This window comes from Methylobacterium sp. 22177 (genome assembly GCF_052045615.1).
In the GTDB taxonomy this organism is placed as follows: Bacteria; Pseudomonadota; Alphaproteobacteria; order Rhizobiales; family Beijerinckiaceae; genus Methylobacterium; species Methylobacterium radiotolerans.
In genome coordinates, this window is the sequence record NZ_JBQEPK010000021.1 from 45,446 (window position 1) to 58,725 (window position 13,280).

Below are 13,280 nucleotides of genomic sequence, written 5' to 3' on the forward strand. Positions count from 1 at the left end.
GGCCTCGCCGCGCGCGCCATCTGGGACCGGTCGGATTGACTTGGCAGCGGGTCGCGCCGCTCTACCGAGGTGAGCTTTTCGGGGGCGGGATGGTGAGCTTTGCGCCGAGACGGTGCGGACGGGCGACCGCGTGGCTGGCGGCCTCCCTCGGCCTGTCGGCCTGCGCGGTCGGCCCGAACTACGTGGCGCCCGAGGCTCCGCCGGTCGGCCGCTACACCAAGGAACCGCTGCAGAATCCCTCCGCGGCCGACAAGATCCGGACGCGGCAGGGCGGCTCGGCCGACCAGAGCTTCGTCTCCGGCGCCGATATTCCTGGCTCGTGGTGGACCCTGTTCCACTCGAAGGCACTGAACCGCCTCGTCGAGCAGGCGCTCGCCAACAACCCGACGCTGGAGGCGGCGCAGGCCTCCCTGCGGGTGGCGCAGCAGAACGTGCTCGCCCAGAAGGGCACGCTCTACCCGAGCCTGACCGCGACGCCGCAGATCCAGGGGGCGCTGGCGCCCGGTCTCGACCTGCAATCGCCCCTCAACAACCAGAACCAGTATCTCTACAGCCTGTCCACGCCGCAGGCGGTGGTCTCGTACAATCCCGACGTGTTCGGCGGGAACCGCCGGCAGATCGAGTCCCTGGAGGCCACCACCGAGAACCAGCGGTTCCAGCTGGAAGCGGCCTACCTGAGCCTGACCGCCAACGTCGTCGCCGCCGCGATCCAGGAAGCGTCCCTGCGCGCGCAGATCGACGCGACCCGCAAGGTGATCCAGGCGCAGACCGAGGTGCTGCAGCTCTACAACAAGCAGCTGTCGCTGGGTCAGATCGCCGGGGCCGACGTGGTGCAGCAGCAGGCGGCGCTGGCGCTGTCGCAGCAGCTGCTGCCGCCGCTGGAGAAGGCGCTCGCCCAGCAGCGCAACCTGCTGACCGCGCTGGCAGGACGCCTGCCCTCCGACGAGGTCTCCGAGACCTTCGACCTCGCCGCCCTGCGCCTGCCGACCCGGCTTCCGGTGAGCCTGCCCTCGCGGCTCGTGCAGCAGCGGCCCGACGTGAAGGCGGCGGAGGCCCTGGTGCAGCAGGCGAGCGCCAGTGTCGGCGTCGCGGTGGCGAACCGCCTGCCGCAGTTCAGCCTGACCGCCACGGGCGGCTCCAGCGCCACGCGGATCGCGCAGGTGACCAGTCCGGGCGCGGCGTTCTTCACGATCATCGGGCAGGCGACGGCGCCGATCTTCGATGCCGGCACCCTGTTCCGGCGGCAGCGCGCCGCCGAGGAATCGCTGACGGAGGCGCAGGCGCAGTACAAGGCGACGGTGATCACCGCCTTCCAGAACGTCGCGGACGCGCTGCGGGCGCTCCAGGCCGACGCGAAGGCCGTGGCCGCTGCCGACGCCGCGGTGAGCGCCACGAACCAGAGCCTCGCGCTGATCCGCAAGCAGTACACCGCCGGGGCGATCACCTCCTCGCAGGTGCTGATCGCCCAGCAGGGCTATCTCTCGGCGCTGGTGACCTCGGCGGCGGCGCGGGCCACCCAGTACGCCGACACCGCCGCCCTGTTCGTGGCCCTGGGCGGCGGCTGGTGGAACCGCGCCGACGTGGCGCCGCCCCCGCCCGAGAAGGACCCGCTGAAGTTCCTCTGACGGGGTCGCGTCAGGTGTACATCGCGATGGCGTCCTGCAGCATCTGGTCGGTGGTGCTCATGACCTTGGTGTTGGCCGTGTAGGCCTGCTGGGTCTCGATCATCTTCGAGAACTGATCCGAGATCCCGGCATTCGACTGCTCCACCGAGCCGGCCGTGACGGTCGCGCCGTTGAGGCCGTAGCTCGGTGTCCCGGACTGGCCGGTGGCCACGTAGGTGCCGCCGTCGAGGGAGGCGAGGTTGTCCTGCATGCCGAACTGCGCCAGCTGCAGCGTCCCGAGGGCCAGGGTGCTGCCGTCCGCGGCCGTGCCCGTGAGGGTGCCGGCGGGCGAGACCGCGAGGCTCGCCAGGGTGCTGGCGCCGGTCGGGACCTGCACGGGGGTCGTCGCCGAGGGGCCGGCGAACAGGTAGTAGCCCGCGCCGTTGGAGAGGTAGCCGCTGGCGTCCGGCGCGAAGTCGCCGCGCCGGGTGTAGCCGGTATCACCGCCGAAGGCCGGGCTGTCCGGCGTCCCGGTGTTCTTCTTGACGATGAAGTAGCCGTTGCCCGAGATCGCGAGGTTGGTCGACACGCCGGTCGACTGCATCGTGCCCTGGATGTTGAGGCTGTTGCGCGTGCTCGGCAGCACGCCCCCGGCCAGCTGCGTGCTGTCGCCGGTCTCGGCCAGCATGTCGGCGAACCGCGTCTCGGTGGACTTGAAGCCCACCGTCTGGGTGTTGGCGATGTTCCCCGAGATGTTGTTCAGGGCCAGCGACTGCGCCGAGGCGCCGGAAATCGAGTTCGAGAGCGCAGTGAAAAGGCCCATCGGGGTCTCCGTTCGCCGGAGCGGCACGGTCCCCGATCCGACGGAGGCCGATAAGAGCCCGATATGGTTAACCGACGGTGTGTGACCGCGTGTTGCTGGGTCGGCGCGCCGCTCGCGCGACGCCGGCGGAGCGGTCACGCCCCGAGGACGCTCAGCACGATCTCCCGTCGGTGCGGCCGGTCGCGGTGCTCGATCAGGTAGATCCCCTGCCACGTGCCGAGCGCCAGCGCCCCGCCGACCAGCGGGATGGTCAGGGCCGAATCGGTGACCAGGGTGCGGATATGGGCCGGCATGTCGTCCGGCCCCTCGGCGCCGTGGACGTAGCCGGCCTGCCGCGGCGCGAACCCGTCCAGCGCGGTCATCAGGTCGGTCTGGACGTCGGGGTCGGCATTCTCCTGGATGGTCAGCGAGGCCGAGGTGTGCCGGCAGAACACCGTGACGAGCCCGTCCCGGACGCCGCTGCCGCGCACGAACTCGGCCACCGCCGCGGTGAAATCCGTGAAGCCCGGCCCCGGGGTCGCGACGGTGAGGCGGCCGCTGGCGTGGCGCGCCACCGGGCCGGAGGCCAGCGCCTCGACCGGCCCGATCCTGCCCTCCCGGCCGTGTCCCTGCCTCATGCGGTCTTCTCCATCAGCGTCGCGCCCGGCGCGATCTCGCGCTCGCCCCGGGCGAGGATCCGTTCGAGCACGTCGATCCGGTCGGCCTCCGCGGGCGGCTTGTCCCAGCGGATGCGGCTGACCCGGGGGAAGCGCATGGCCACGCCCGACTTGTGCCGGGTCGAGCGCTGCACGCCCTCGAAGGCGATCTCGAGGACGAGCCCGGCCTCGCGGCCGTGGGCGACCTCGCGCACCGGGCCGAAGCGCTTGGTGGTGTTGTTGCGGACGTAGCGGTCGAGCTTGGCCAGCTCGGCGTCGGTGAAGCCGTGATAGGCCTTGCCCACCGGCACCAGCTCGTCGCCGCCCTCGGGCGCCTCCCGCCAGACCCCGAACGTGTAGTCCGAGTAGAAGGACGAGCGCTTCCCGTGCCCGCGCTGGGCATACATCATCACGGCGTCGACGATGTGCGGCTCGCGCTTCCACTTCCACCACGGCCCCTTGGGGCGTCCCGGCAGGTAGGGGCTGTTGAGGCGCTTGAGCATCACGCCCTCGATGGCGTCGGCATCCGCGCCGGCGCCCACCGAGGCCGGATCCGCCCGGGCGGCCGCCAGGGCCTCCCAATCCGCGAAGGGCACGAGCGGCGAGATGTCGATCCGCGCGTGGTCGAGGCGCGTGACCAGCGCCTCCAGCTTCTGCCGCCGGGCCGCGAACGGCTCCCCGCGCAGATCGTCGCCCTCCAGGGTGAGGAGGTCGTAGGCCCGCACGTGGGCCGGGAACTCCTCCAGGAGCTTGCCCGTCACGGCCTTCCGGTTCAGGCGCTGCTGCAGCACGTTGAAGCTCTGCACCCGCCGCTCGCGGAGGATCAGCAGCTCGCCGTCGAGGGCGCCCGCGAAGGTGATGGCCTCGGCGAGGTCCGGGAACGCCCCGGTGATGTCCTCGCCGGTGCGGGAATAGACCTTCCCGACCTGCTGGCCGGCCCGATCGAGACCGCCGACGAGCTGGACGCGGATGCCGTCCCACTTCCACTCGGCCGAGAAGGCCTCGGCCTCCAGCTTCTCGAGGTCGGCCTCCTCCTCGATCGGGTGCGACAGCATCGGCGGCCGGAACGGCGCGGGGTTCAGGGTCTCGGGCCGCTCGGCCCGGCCCTCGACCCAGGCGAACAGAGTCTCGAAGGGCGGGGTCAGGCCGTGCCAGACCTCCTCGACGGCGTCGGCGTCGTGGCCGCCCAGCGCGCCGACGGCCGTCTTGGCGAGCCGCGCCGACACGCCGACCCGCAGGTTGCCGGTGACGAGCTTCAGGAGCGCCCAGCGCCCGGTCTCGTCGAGGGCGTCGAGCCAGTCCGCGAGATGGCGGGGCAGCTCGCGCTTGGGGATGGTCGCGAGGGTCTCCACGACCTCGGCCAGGGTCGGGACGTGGGGCGGCGGATTGTTGTGGCCGGGGCCCGGCTCCCGCGGCGCCTCCGTCGGTCCCGGCCAGATCAGCGCCGTCGTCTCCGCGAGGTCGCCCACGTAGTTGTGCGAGAGCCGGAACAGCACCGGGTCGATCCGCTCCTCCACCAGCCCGCGGATCAGGGCCGGCTTGGCCTCGCGGAAGCTCAGCGTACCGGTCATGGCGCCCAGCGCGTAGCCGCGCTCGGGGTCGGGCGTGCGCGCGAAGTAGTCCTGGAGCATGCGCAGCTTCGCGTTGCGGCGCGGCTCGTAGGCGAGGCGGTCGAGGAGATGGGCGAACTCGTTCACGCGGCCGCCTCCGCCTCAGAGCTCGCCTCCGAGGTCCCCTCGACCTCGCCGTCATCGCCGTAGCCGAGCAGGTGGAGCGGCTTCGCCCGGATGCCCTGCGTCCCGCACCAGTGGACCAGCGCGTCCTCCTGCCCGTGCGTCACCCAGACCTCTTCGGCGCCGGTGTCGCGGATGGTGCGGCACAAGTCAGGCCAGTCGGAATGGTCGGAGATCACCAGCGGCAGCTCGACGCCCTTCTGGCGGGCGCGGGCGCGCACCCGCATCCAGCCCGAGGCGAAGCAGGTCACCGGGTCGGGGAATTTGCGGGACCACAGGTCCTGGATCGACGAGGGCGGGCAGAGAACGATCGCCCCGTGCAGGTCCTTGCGCTCGGCGGCCACGACCTTGGGCGTGTCGCCCAGCGGCACGCCTTCCTCCTTGTACAGCGTGGTGAGCTTCTCCATGGCGCCGTGCAGGTGGATCGGGCGGTCCCAACCCTCCTCGCGCAGGAGCGCCATCACCCGCTGCGCCTTGCCGAGCGCGTAGGCCCCCACGATGTGGGCGCGCTCCGGGAACAGTCTGACCGATTCGAGGAGCTTGCGGACCTCGCCCCGCGTGTCGGGGTGGGTGAAGACCGGCAGGCCGAAGGTCGCCTCGGTGATGAACACGTCGCAGGGCACGACCTCGAACGGCAGGCAGGTCGGGTCCGGCGCGCGCTTGTAGTCGCCCGAGACCACGACGCGGACGCCGTCCCGCTCGATGGCGATCTGCGCCGAGCCGAGCACGTGGCCGGCCGGGGCGAAGCGCACGGTGACGTCGCCGACGCGGAGCGCCGCCCCGAGCGGCGCCTCCTGCCGCTGGCGGCAGAAATCCGTGCCGTAGCGCACCGCCATGATCCGCAGGGTCTCGGGCGTCGCCAGCACGTGGCCGTGGCCCGCGCGGGCGTGGTCGGCGTGCCCGTGGGTGATGAGCGCGCGCTCCACCGGCCAGGTCGGATCGACGTGGAAGCGCCCGAGGGGGCAGTAGAGACCCTCGCGGGTCAGGGTGAGGAGATCGCTGGCGCGTATCGGCATCGGGTCCGTGCTGCCGGTGGAGTCCGCCGGTGGCCCCGGTATATAGGCGCCCCCGAACCGGCAGACGCATGGCCTCGCAGCTCAGTTCCGGCGACCTCCTCGCCGATCGCCGCTACCGCTACGCCGAGGCCTGCCTCGCCGACGGCGACCACGCGGGCGCCGCCGACCTCGCCGAGCAGGCCCTGGAGCGCGCCCCGCGCTACGCGCCGGCCTGGCTCCTGCTGGGCCGGGCGCGCGCGGGTCTGGCCGCCTCCGGCACCGATCCGGCCCTGCGCGACGCGGCGGCGCAGGCCTACGCCCGCGCCCTCGACATCGATCCCGAGGACCGGCTGGGCGTGCGCGCGCATCTCGTCCGCCTGGGCGGTGGCGATACCCTCCCGGTCCTGTCGCCGGCCTATGTCCGCGCCCTGTTCGACGACTACGCACCGCGCTTCGAGCGCCACCTCGTGGAGGGCCTCGGCTATGTCGGCCCGCAACTCGTCCGCGACGCCCTGCCGCGCGTTCCGGAGCGCTTCGCGGTCGCCCTCGATCTCGGCTGCGGCACGGGGCTGATGGGCGAGGTCGTGCGCGACCGGGTCGATCATCTCACCGGGATCGACCTCTCCCCCGGGATGCTGGCGCTGGCGCGGACCAAGACGGCGCGGGGTCGGCCGCTCTACGAGCGCCTCGTCGAGGGCGACGTCGCCGCCGCCCTGGCCGACCTGCCGGAGGCCTCGGCCGACCTCTGCCTCGCCGCGGACGTCCTGATCTACGTCGCGGATCTGGCGTCGTTCCTGGCGGGCGTGGGGCGGGTCCTGCGGCCCGGCGGCCTCGGTGCCTTCACGGTGCAATCCCACGACGGCCCCGGCTCCGTCCTGGGCGAGGACGGCCGCTACGCCCACGCGGATGCCCATCTGGCGGCGACGGCCGCCGTGTCCGGCTTGGAACGGCTGGCGGCGAGGCCCGCGGAAGTCCGGCGGGAGGGAGGACGGCCGGTACCGGGCCGCGTCGTTGTGTTGCGGCGCACATCGGCATGAAACCGCCCCGCTATTCGTCCATTGTCAGTCGACCGCGACTGGGCGCGGCGGCTCGATCGGGGGATCAGCATGGCGGAATACGGAAGTCGGACAGGCGGAGCAGCACCGGAGCGGAAACCTGAGCCTCCAGCCGACAAGTCGTTTCCCGCCGACCCGCGAACCCGAATTCCCTTCGCGATCGCCCTGGCGGCGCTCGCGGGCTGCGCCGACTCCATCGGCTTCCTGGAATTCTCGCAGCTCTTCATGTCGTTCATGTCGGGCAACACCACCCGCTTCGGCGTGGCGGTGGCCAACGGCGACTGGGAGAATGTCAGCCGCGTCGCCAGCACCATCTGCATGTTCTGCTTCGGCGCCTTCCTGGGGACGCTGATCGCCGCCTGGGTCGGGCGCTGGCGCCTCGCCGTGCTACTGACGCTCCAGGCCCTGCTGCTCGCCGGCGGCCTGCTGATGCCCTGGGGCACCTTCGCCTACCCGCTGCACGCCTACCCGATCGTCCTGGCGCTGGGCCTCCAGAACGCGACGCTGCAGGACGAGGGCGGCCGCTCCCTGGCGCTCACCTACGTCACGGGCGCCGTGGTGCGTTTCGGCACGGGCTGCGCCAACCTGCTGCTCGGCACGGTGGCGCCCTCCTTCTGGATCCAGGCGCCGCTCTGGGCCGGGCTGAGCACCGGCGCGGTCGTGGGCGGCCTGCTCGACATGCGCTACGGCGAATCGGCCTTCCTGTTCCCGGCGGCTCTGGCCGCCATCCTGGCCCTGATCGCGATCGCCCTCACCGTCGCCAAGCCGGGCAGCACCCTGGTCGCCGGATCGTCCCCGGCACCCGATGCCAGCCCGAAGGCCGAGGTCATCGACGCGATCCACTGAGACCCGACCGGGGCAGGTGGGGTCAGCCGTCGGAATCCCGGATGCTGCCCCGGCCCTGCTTGATCGCGGCGCGGCTCTTCTTCGCGCCGATGCGCCGCTCCTGCGAGCCCCGGGTCGGCTTCGTGGGCCGGCGGATCGGCGGCGGCGGCTTGGCCGCCTCCGCCACGAGATCGACCAGCCGCTGCAGCACGTCGGCCCGGTTGCGTTCCTGTGTCCGGTGCCGCTGCCCCGCGAGGACGAGGACGCCGTCCTTGGTCATCCGCCGCCCGGCGAGCCGCGCGAGATTGGCCTTCACCCGCTCGTCGATGGCGGGGGACGCCAGCGCCGCCCAGCGGAGCTGGACGGCGGTCTCGACCTTGTTGACGTTCTGTCCGCCGGCGCCCGAGGCGCGCATGAAGGACAGCTCGATCTCGTCCTCGTCGATGGCGATGCGCGGCGTCACCCGCAGGGGCATGGCGGCCTCCCCGGCAGCGCGATGACGGCGCGCGGGCGGATGCGGATCGGCGGCTCCATCACCATATCTGTCCTGTGCTTCCCGCCCCGCTCACCGCGCCCCGTCGGAGCGATCTCCGGCAACCTCCCGGACGGAGCGACCCGGGCCGCGCCGCCGGTCGCCGCGCGTCGGCTCAGGCCGCCTCGGCCGGCGTGCGGGCGCGCAGCGCCAGGGCGTGCAGACCCCGCTTGAACGCGTCGTCGAGCAGCGCGTTCACCAAGCGGTGCCGCTCGACGCGGCTCTTGCCCTCGAACGCCGACGCGACGATGTCGAGCCGGTAATGGGTCTCGCCCCCCGGCCGCGCTCCGGCGTGGCCGGCATGCAGATGCGACTCGTCGATCACGTCGAGCCGCGCCGGCGCGAGCTGCTCCCGCAGCCGCGCCTCCATCCAGTCCCGCAGGGTGCTACCCGCGCCCGCACCGTCCGCCATCGTGCCCTCGCGTCGTGTCCGTGGGCGCCGTCAAGCCCGATCCCGCGCATGCGTCATCAGGCCCGGTGCCCTTGTGTCTCAGGTCCGCCCCCTCATAATCGGCCCGTCATGGATCTCAACTCGCGCCTGTTCGACAGCATCCGGATCAAACCGTCCTGCGACGAGCCGAAGGCCGCGGCCGAGGCCGTCTGCGAGAGTCCGGGCTGCACCCATCCGGGCCTCTACAGGGCACCGAAGGGGCGGAAGGCCGAGGGCCAGTACTGGCGCTTCTGCATCGACCATGTCCGCGCCTACAACGCCACCTACAATTACTTCGACGGCATGAACGACGCCGCCGTGCAGGCCTACCAGAAGGACGCGATCATCGGGCATCGTCCGACCTGGGCGATGGGCGTGAACCGGACCGGTCAGGCCAAGCCGGAGAATGAGCCGGCCCGCGACTGGGCCTACGTCGATCCGCTCGGCATCCTGCGCGGCGAGGGCGTCGGCGACGCGCGCCGGCGCGCCCGCCAGCCCGAGGAGCCGCGCAAGCCCAAACACTCGGCGACGGTGCGCCGCGCCCTCGACGTGATGGGCCTCGAGGAGGGGGCGGACTCGGCCGCCATCAAGGCGCAGTACAAGGTGCTGGTGAAGCGCTTCCACCCCGACGCCAACGGCGGCGACCGGTCGTTCGAGGAGCGCCTGCGCGACATCATCCGCGCCCACGACGTGCTCCGCGCGGCGGGTCTCTGCTGAGCGGCACGAACGATGCACGCCGGTTCGCAGCCAGGATAGGGCAAACCGCGCGGGGCGACCCTATATGGGATCCATGCCGGTCGGTGGCGCGCGAGCGCGCCGCCGTCTAAGGATGGCTCCGCCCCGCCGCGGAGGCCCGGCTCGACGTTCTTCCGCGCGGATGCTTCACTGTTTGGGAGTGGAGCGCCCGCGCCTCACGAGGTTCCGAATGCTCTCTGACGCTACGCCCGCCGCGCTGCCCGATCGCACCGTCTCCGTCCGCGATGTCTTCGGCATCGACCTCGACCTCAAGGTCCCGGCCTTCGCCGAGCCCGAGGAGCACGTGCCGGATGTCGACCCGGACTACATCTTCGACCGGGAGACGACGCTGGCGATCCTGGCCGGCTTCGCCCGCAACCGTCGCGTGATGGTCACCGGCTATCACGGCACCGGCAAGTCGACCCACATCGAGCAGGTGGCCGCCCGGCTGAACTGGCCGTGCATCCGGATCAACCTCGACAGCCACGTCTCGCGCATCGACCTCGTCGGTAAGGACGCCATCGTCCTGCAGGACGGCAAGCAGGTCACCGCCTTCCAGGACGGCATCCTGCCCTGGGCGCTGCAGAACAACGTCGCCCTCGTGTTCGACGAGTACGATGCCGGCCGCCCGGACGTGATGTTCGTGATCCAGCGCGTGCTGGAGCTCTCGGGCCGGCTGACGCTGCTCGACCAGAAGCGCGTGATCCGCCCGCACCCGGCCTTCCGGCTGTTCGCCACCGCCAACACGGTGGGCCTGGGCGACACGTCGGGCCTCTATCACGGCACCCAGCAGATCAACCAGGGCCAGATGGACCGCTGGTCGATCGTCACCACGCTCAACTACCTGCCGCACGACCGCGAGGTCGACATCGTGCTCTCGAAGGCGACCCATTACCGGGGCGACCAGGGCCGCGACATCGTCAACCGGATGGTGCGCGTGGCGGACCTGACCCGCAACGCCTTCATGAACGGCGACCTCTCGACCGTCATGAGCCCGCGCACGGTGATCACCTGGGCCGAGAACGCCGACATCTTCAAGGATATCGGCTTCGCGTTCCGGGTGACCTTCCTCAACAAGTGCGACGAGCTGGAGCGGACGCTGGTGGCCGAGTTCTACCAGCGCGCCTTCGGCAAGGAGCTGCCCGAGAGCGCGGTGAACGTCGCGCTGAGCTGACCCGCATGGAGGACGCGATGGCGCATCCGGCCCCCGCGCGCGAGGACGCCCCGGCGACTGCGCATGCCCGGGGACGGACGCGCCACGCGGACGATCTCTACACCTGGGTTCAGGAGCAGGTGGCCCTGCTCCGCGCCGGCCGGGTGGACGCGCTCGACCTCGACAACATCGCCGAGGAGCTGAGCGACGTGGGCCTGAGCGAGTATTACCGGCTCCAGAGTGCGGTCGAAATCATTATCCTTCACATGCTGAAGTGGGACCATCAGCCGGAACGGCGAAGCCGCAGTTGGGCACTCAGCATCGCCGAGCATCGGGAGCGCGCCACGATCCAACTGCGGAAGAGCCCGGGCCTGAAGTCGAGCCTCAATGAGATTCGGCACGACAGCTTCCGGCTCGGTCGCCTCGGGGCAGCCCGGCAGATGAAGCGCTCGCCCAAAACCCTGCCCGCGGACTGTCCCTACAGCTGGGATGAGATCCTGAACCGCCCCTTCGCGTTCGAGGACGACCGGTAGCGCTGATGTCCATCTCCAACCGCAAACCCGGCGAGCGCCGCGAACCCGTGGCCGAGCCCCTGAAGCGCTCGGTGGCCGGATGCCTGCGCGCCATCGCCCGGCGCTCCGAGGTCGAGGTCACCTACGCCACCGACCGGCCGGCGCTGACCGGCGACAAGGCCCGCCTGCCCGAGCCCCCGCGCAAGCTCTCGGCGCAGGACGTCGCGGTGCTGCGCGGCAACGCCGACGCCATGGCGCTGCGGCTCGGCTGCCACGACGTCGCCGTCCACCGCCGCCTCGCCCCCGAGAACAGCGCCGCCCGGGCGGTCTACGACGCGGTGGAGCAGGCGCGCGTGGAGGCGATCGGCTCGCGCCGGATGGCGGGCGTCGCCAGCAACATCTCGGCGATGCTGGAGGACCGCTATCACCGGGGCGGCAAGTACGAGACCATCACCGACCGGGCCGACGCCCCGATGGAGGACGCCGTCGCCCTGATGGTGCGCGAGCGCCTGACCGGCCAGAAGCCGCCCGAGGCCGCCACCAAGATCGTCGATCTGTGGCGGGAGCACATCGAGGCCAAGGCCGGCCCGAACCTCGACGGGCTGCTCGGCTCGATCGAGGACCAGCGCAAGTTCGCCCGCTCGGTGCGCGAGCTCCTCACCTCCCTCGACATGTCGGACGAGACGCCGTTCGACGCCGAGGACGACGAGAACGACGACGAGAACGACGCCCAGGACGACGAGCAGAACCCCAGCGAGGGCGATTCGGAGGAGAAGAGCCAGGGCGAGCGCGCCGAGATCGAGACCTCCGAGGAGGCCTCCGACGAGATCGAGGAGGGTGCGCAGGAATCCGCCGACGCGCCGTCCGGTGAGTTGCCCGAGGAGGCCGAGGACGCGGAGTCGGAGGAGGCGTCGGAGGCCTCGCGCCCGCCGCAGCGGCAGGGCAACGAGGCGCGCGGGCCCGAGTACAAGGTGTTCAATCCGCGGTTCGACGAGGTCATCCACGCCGAGGAGCTGTGCGACGCCGACGAGCTGTCGCGCCTGCGCTCCTACCTCGACAAGCAGCTCTCGCATCTGCAGGGCGTGGTCGGCCGGCTCGCGAACCGGCTGCAGCGGCGATTGCTCGCCCAGCAGAACCGCGCCTGGGATTTCGACCTGGAGGAGGGTCAGCTCGACCCGGCGCGGCTGGTCCGCGTGGTCATCGACCCCTACCAGCCGCTCTCCTTCAAGCAGGAGAAGGACACGAATTTCCGCGACACGGTGGTGACGCTGCTCCTCGACAATTCGGGCTCCATGCGCGGCCGGCCGATCACCGTGGCGGCGACCTGTGCCGACATCCTGGCGCGGACGCTGGAGCGCTGCGGCGTGAAGGTGGAGATCCTGGGCTTCACCACCCGGGCCTGGAAGGGCGGCCAGAGCCGCGAGGCGTGGCTCGCCGCCGGCAAGCCGCCGAATCCCGGGCGCCTGAACGACCTGCGCCACATCGTCTACAAGTCGGCCGACGCGCCCTGGCGGCGCGCGCGCAAGAACCTCGGGCTGATGATGCGCGAGGGGCTGCTCAAGGAGAACATCGACGGCGAGGCGCTCGACTGGGCGCACAAGCGCCTGCTCGGGCGGCCGGAGCAGCGCAAGATCCTGATGGTGATCTCCGACGGCGCGCCGGTGGACGACTCGACCCTGTCGGTGAATGCCGGCAACTACCTCGAGCGGCACCTGCGCTGGATGATCGAGGAGATCGAGACGCGCTCGCCCGTGGAGCTCCTCGCCATCGGCATCGGCCACGACGTGACCCGCTACTACCGCCGCGCCGTGACGATCATCGACGCCGAGGAGCTCGGCGGGGCGATGACCGAGAAGCTGGCCGAGCTGTTCGAGGAGGACGGCGCGGCGCCGACCGGCCGCATGCTGCGCGCGGCGGGCGGGCGGCGCTGATCGCCGGTCCGACCGAGCCGCTGCTCTGGCTCTCGGGCCGTCCGATCCGGGGCCTCATCCCGAGGCGCCCGAGCGCCGCGACTGACGCGTCCCTACCGTCACCGCGAGCGAAGCGCAGTGATCCAGGGCGCCCCGACCCCGGTGGGCGCAGCGCCACTGGTCTGCTTCGCTCCGCCCGCGATGACGGCGGCGTCGGAGGCATCGACCGGAGACGGTATGCATGGGACTGTCCGGATCAGTCTGCCTGTCGCGCAAGCGGAAACCGCCGCGGCCCCGAGGGTCACGGCGGTTGAAACCATCCGGTCAGGAACGGTGAA

13 protein-coding genes are annotated in these 13,280 nt (G+C 71.6%); 7 read left to right on the plus strand and 6 right to left on the minus strand.

The annotated features are described in order from the left end of the window. Positions 1–89 precede the first annotated feature (89 nt). Complete coding sequence (locus ACTJK8_RS18865) at positions 90–1,625, plus strand: efflux transporter outer membrane subunit (protein WP_440762358.1); 1,536 nt, start codon at positions 90–92, stop codon at positions 1,623–1,625. Between the two features lie 10 nt (positions 1,626–1,635). On the opposite strand, the gene ACTJK8_RS18870 is transcribed toward ACTJK8_RS18865, so the two are convergent. From ACTJK8_RS18870 to ACTJK8_RS18885, 4 genes are all read right to left on the minus strand, one after another. Further along, positions 1,636–2,427 (minus strand): flagellar hook basal-body protein, encoded by a 792-nt coding sequence (locus ACTJK8_RS18870; RefSeq protein WP_012320624.1) that lies wholly within the window; start codon positions 2,425–2,427, stop codon positions 1,636–1,638. A gap of 134 nt (positions 2,428–2,561) precedes the next feature. After that, on the minus strand, positions 2,562–3,044 hold the full coding sequence (locus ACTJK8_RS18875) for a secondary thiamine-phosphate synthase enzyme YjbQ (protein WP_012320625.1): 483 nt from the start codon (positions 3,042–3,044) through the stop codon (positions 2,562–2,564). After that, on the minus strand, positions 3,041–4,759 hold the full coding sequence (locus ACTJK8_RS18880; protein WP_029360235.1) for a cisplatin damage response ATP-dependent DNA ligase: 1,719 nt from the start codon (positions 4,757–4,759) through the stop codon (positions 3,041–3,043). Before ACTJK8_RS18880 ends, ACTJK8_RS18875 begins: the two co-directional genes overlap by 4 nt. Beyond that, positions 4,756–5,811, minus strand: a complete 1,056-nt coding sequence (locus tag ACTJK8_RS18885; RefSeq protein WP_440762349.1) for a ligase-associated DNA damage response exonuclease — start codon at positions 5,809–5,811, stop codon at positions 4,756–4,758. The genes ACTJK8_RS18880 and ACTJK8_RS18885 overlap by 4 nt, the downstream gene beginning before the upstream one ends. Positions 5,812–5,879: 68 nt before the next feature. Here ACTJK8_RS18885 and ACTJK8_RS18890 point away from each other — a divergent pair, with 68 nt between their 5' ends. Together ACTJK8_RS18890 and ACTJK8_RS18895 are read left to right on the plus strand one after the other, a co-directional pair. Then, positions 5,880–6,827 (plus strand): methyltransferase domain-containing protein, encoded by a 948-nt coding sequence (locus ACTJK8_RS18890; RefSeq protein ID WP_053621512.1) that lies wholly within the window; start codon positions 5,880–5,882, stop codon positions 6,825–6,827. Positions 6,828–6,896: 69 nt separating this feature from the next. Continuing rightward, the gene (locus tag ACTJK8_RS18895) at positions 6,897–7,691 is read left to right on the plus strand and encodes a YoaK family protein (protein ID WP_012320629.1); all 795 of its coding nucleotides are present in this window, start codon (positions 6,897–6,899) and stop codon (positions 7,689–7,691) included. Positions 7,692–7,713: 22 nt separating this feature from the next. On the opposite strand, the gene arfB is transcribed toward ACTJK8_RS18895, so the two are convergent. Together arfB and ACTJK8_RS18905 are read right to left on the minus strand one after the other, a co-directional pair. Further along, the gene (gene arfB / locus ACTJK8_RS18900; protein WP_012320630.1) at positions 7,714–8,145 is read right to left on the minus strand and encodes an alternative ribosome rescue aminoacyl-tRNA hydrolase ArfB; all 432 of its coding nucleotides are present in this window, start codon (positions 8,143–8,145) and stop codon (positions 7,714–7,716) included. 172 nt (positions 8,146–8,317) lie between these two features. Continuing rightward, positions 8,318–8,614: a BolA family protein gene (locus ACTJK8_RS18905; RefSeq protein WP_012320631.1), complete on the minus strand. Its 297-nt coding sequence runs from the start codon at positions 8,612–8,614 to the stop codon at positions 8,318–8,320. Positions 8,615–8,722: 108 nt separating this feature from the next. Here ACTJK8_RS18905 and ACTJK8_RS18910 point away from each other — a divergent pair, with 108 nt between their 5' ends. From ACTJK8_RS18910 to cobT, 4 genes are all read left to right on the plus strand, one after another. Further along, positions 8,723–9,349, plus strand: coding sequence for a J domain-containing protein (locus tag ACTJK8_RS18910; protein WP_012320632.1), 627 nt, complete (start codon positions 8,723–8,725; stop codon positions 9,347–9,349). Positions 9,350–9,557: 208 nt separating this feature from the next. Beyond that, positions 9,558–10,541, plus strand: coding sequence for a cobaltochelatase subunit CobS (cobS, locus tag ACTJK8_RS18915; RefSeq protein WP_012320633.1), 984 nt, complete (start codon positions 9,558–9,560; stop codon positions 10,539–10,541). Positions 10,542–10,546: 5 nt separating this feature from the next. After that, positions 10,547–11,053 carry a DUF29 domain-containing protein gene (locus ACTJK8_RS18920; protein ID WP_106427843.1) on the plus strand — a complete coding sequence of 169 codons (507 nt, stop codon included), beginning with the start codon at positions 10,547–10,549 and terminating at the stop codon, positions 11,051–11,053. Between the two features lie 5 nt (positions 11,054–11,058). Then, on the plus strand, positions 11,059–12,963 hold the full coding sequence (cobT, locus tag ACTJK8_RS18925) for a cobaltochelatase subunit CobT (RefSeq protein ID WP_012320635.1): 1,905 nt from the start codon (positions 11,059–11,061) through the stop codon (positions 12,961–12,963). Positions 12,964–13,280 lie beyond the last annotated feature (317 nt).

What these genes read in the sequence shown, in the direction of transcription:
- ACTJK8_RS18865 (WP_440762358.1), top strand. Translation starts at nt 90, where the DNA reads ATGGTGAGCTTTGCGCCGAGACGGTGCGGACGGGCGACCGCGTGGCTG.
- ACTJK8_RS18870 (WP_012320624.1), bottom strand. Translation starts at nt 2,427, where the DNA reads ATGGGCCTTTTCACTGCGCTCTCGAACTCGATTTCCGGCGCCTCGGCG.
- ACTJK8_RS18875 (WP_012320625.1), bottom strand. Translation starts at nt 3,044, where the DNA reads ATGAGGCAGGGACACGGCCGGGAGGGCAGGATCGGGCCGGTCGAGGCG.
- ACTJK8_RS18885 (WP_440762349.1), bottom strand. Translation starts at nt 5,811, where the DNA reads ATGCCGATACGCGCCAGCGATCTCCTCACCCTGACCCGCGAGGGTCTC.
- ACTJK8_RS18890 (WP_053621512.1), top strand. Translation starts at nt 5,880, where the DNA reads ATGGCCTCGCAGCTCAGTTCCGGCGACCTCCTCGCCGATCGCCGCTAC.
- ACTJK8_RS18895 (WP_012320629.1), top strand. Translation starts at nt 6,897, where the DNA reads ATGGCGGAATACGGAAGTCGGACAGGCGGAGCAGCACCGGAGCGGAAA.
- arfB (WP_012320630.1), bottom strand. Translation starts at nt 8,145, where the DNA reads ATGCCCCTGCGGGTGACGCCGCGCATCGCCATCGACGAGGACGAGATC.
- ACTJK8_RS18905 (WP_012320631.1), bottom strand. Translation starts at nt 8,614, where the DNA reads ATGGCGGACGGTGCGGGCGCGGGTAGCACCCTGCGGGACTGGATGGAG.
- ACTJK8_RS18910 (WP_012320632.1), top strand. Translation starts at nt 8,723, where the DNA reads ATGGATCTCAACTCGCGCCTGTTCGACAGCATCCGGATCAAACCGTCC.
- cobS (WP_012320633.1), top strand. Translation starts at nt 9,558, where the DNA reads ATGCTCTCTGACGCTACGCCCGCCGCGCTGCCCGATCGCACCGTCTCC.
- ACTJK8_RS18920 (WP_106427843.1), top strand. Translation starts at nt 10,547, where the DNA reads ATGGAGGACGCGATGGCGCATCCGGCCCCCGCGCGCGAGGACGCCCCG.
- cobT (WP_012320635.1), top strand. Translation starts at nt 11,059, where the DNA reads ATGTCCATCTCCAACCGCAAACCCGGCGAGCGCCGCGAACCCGTGGCC.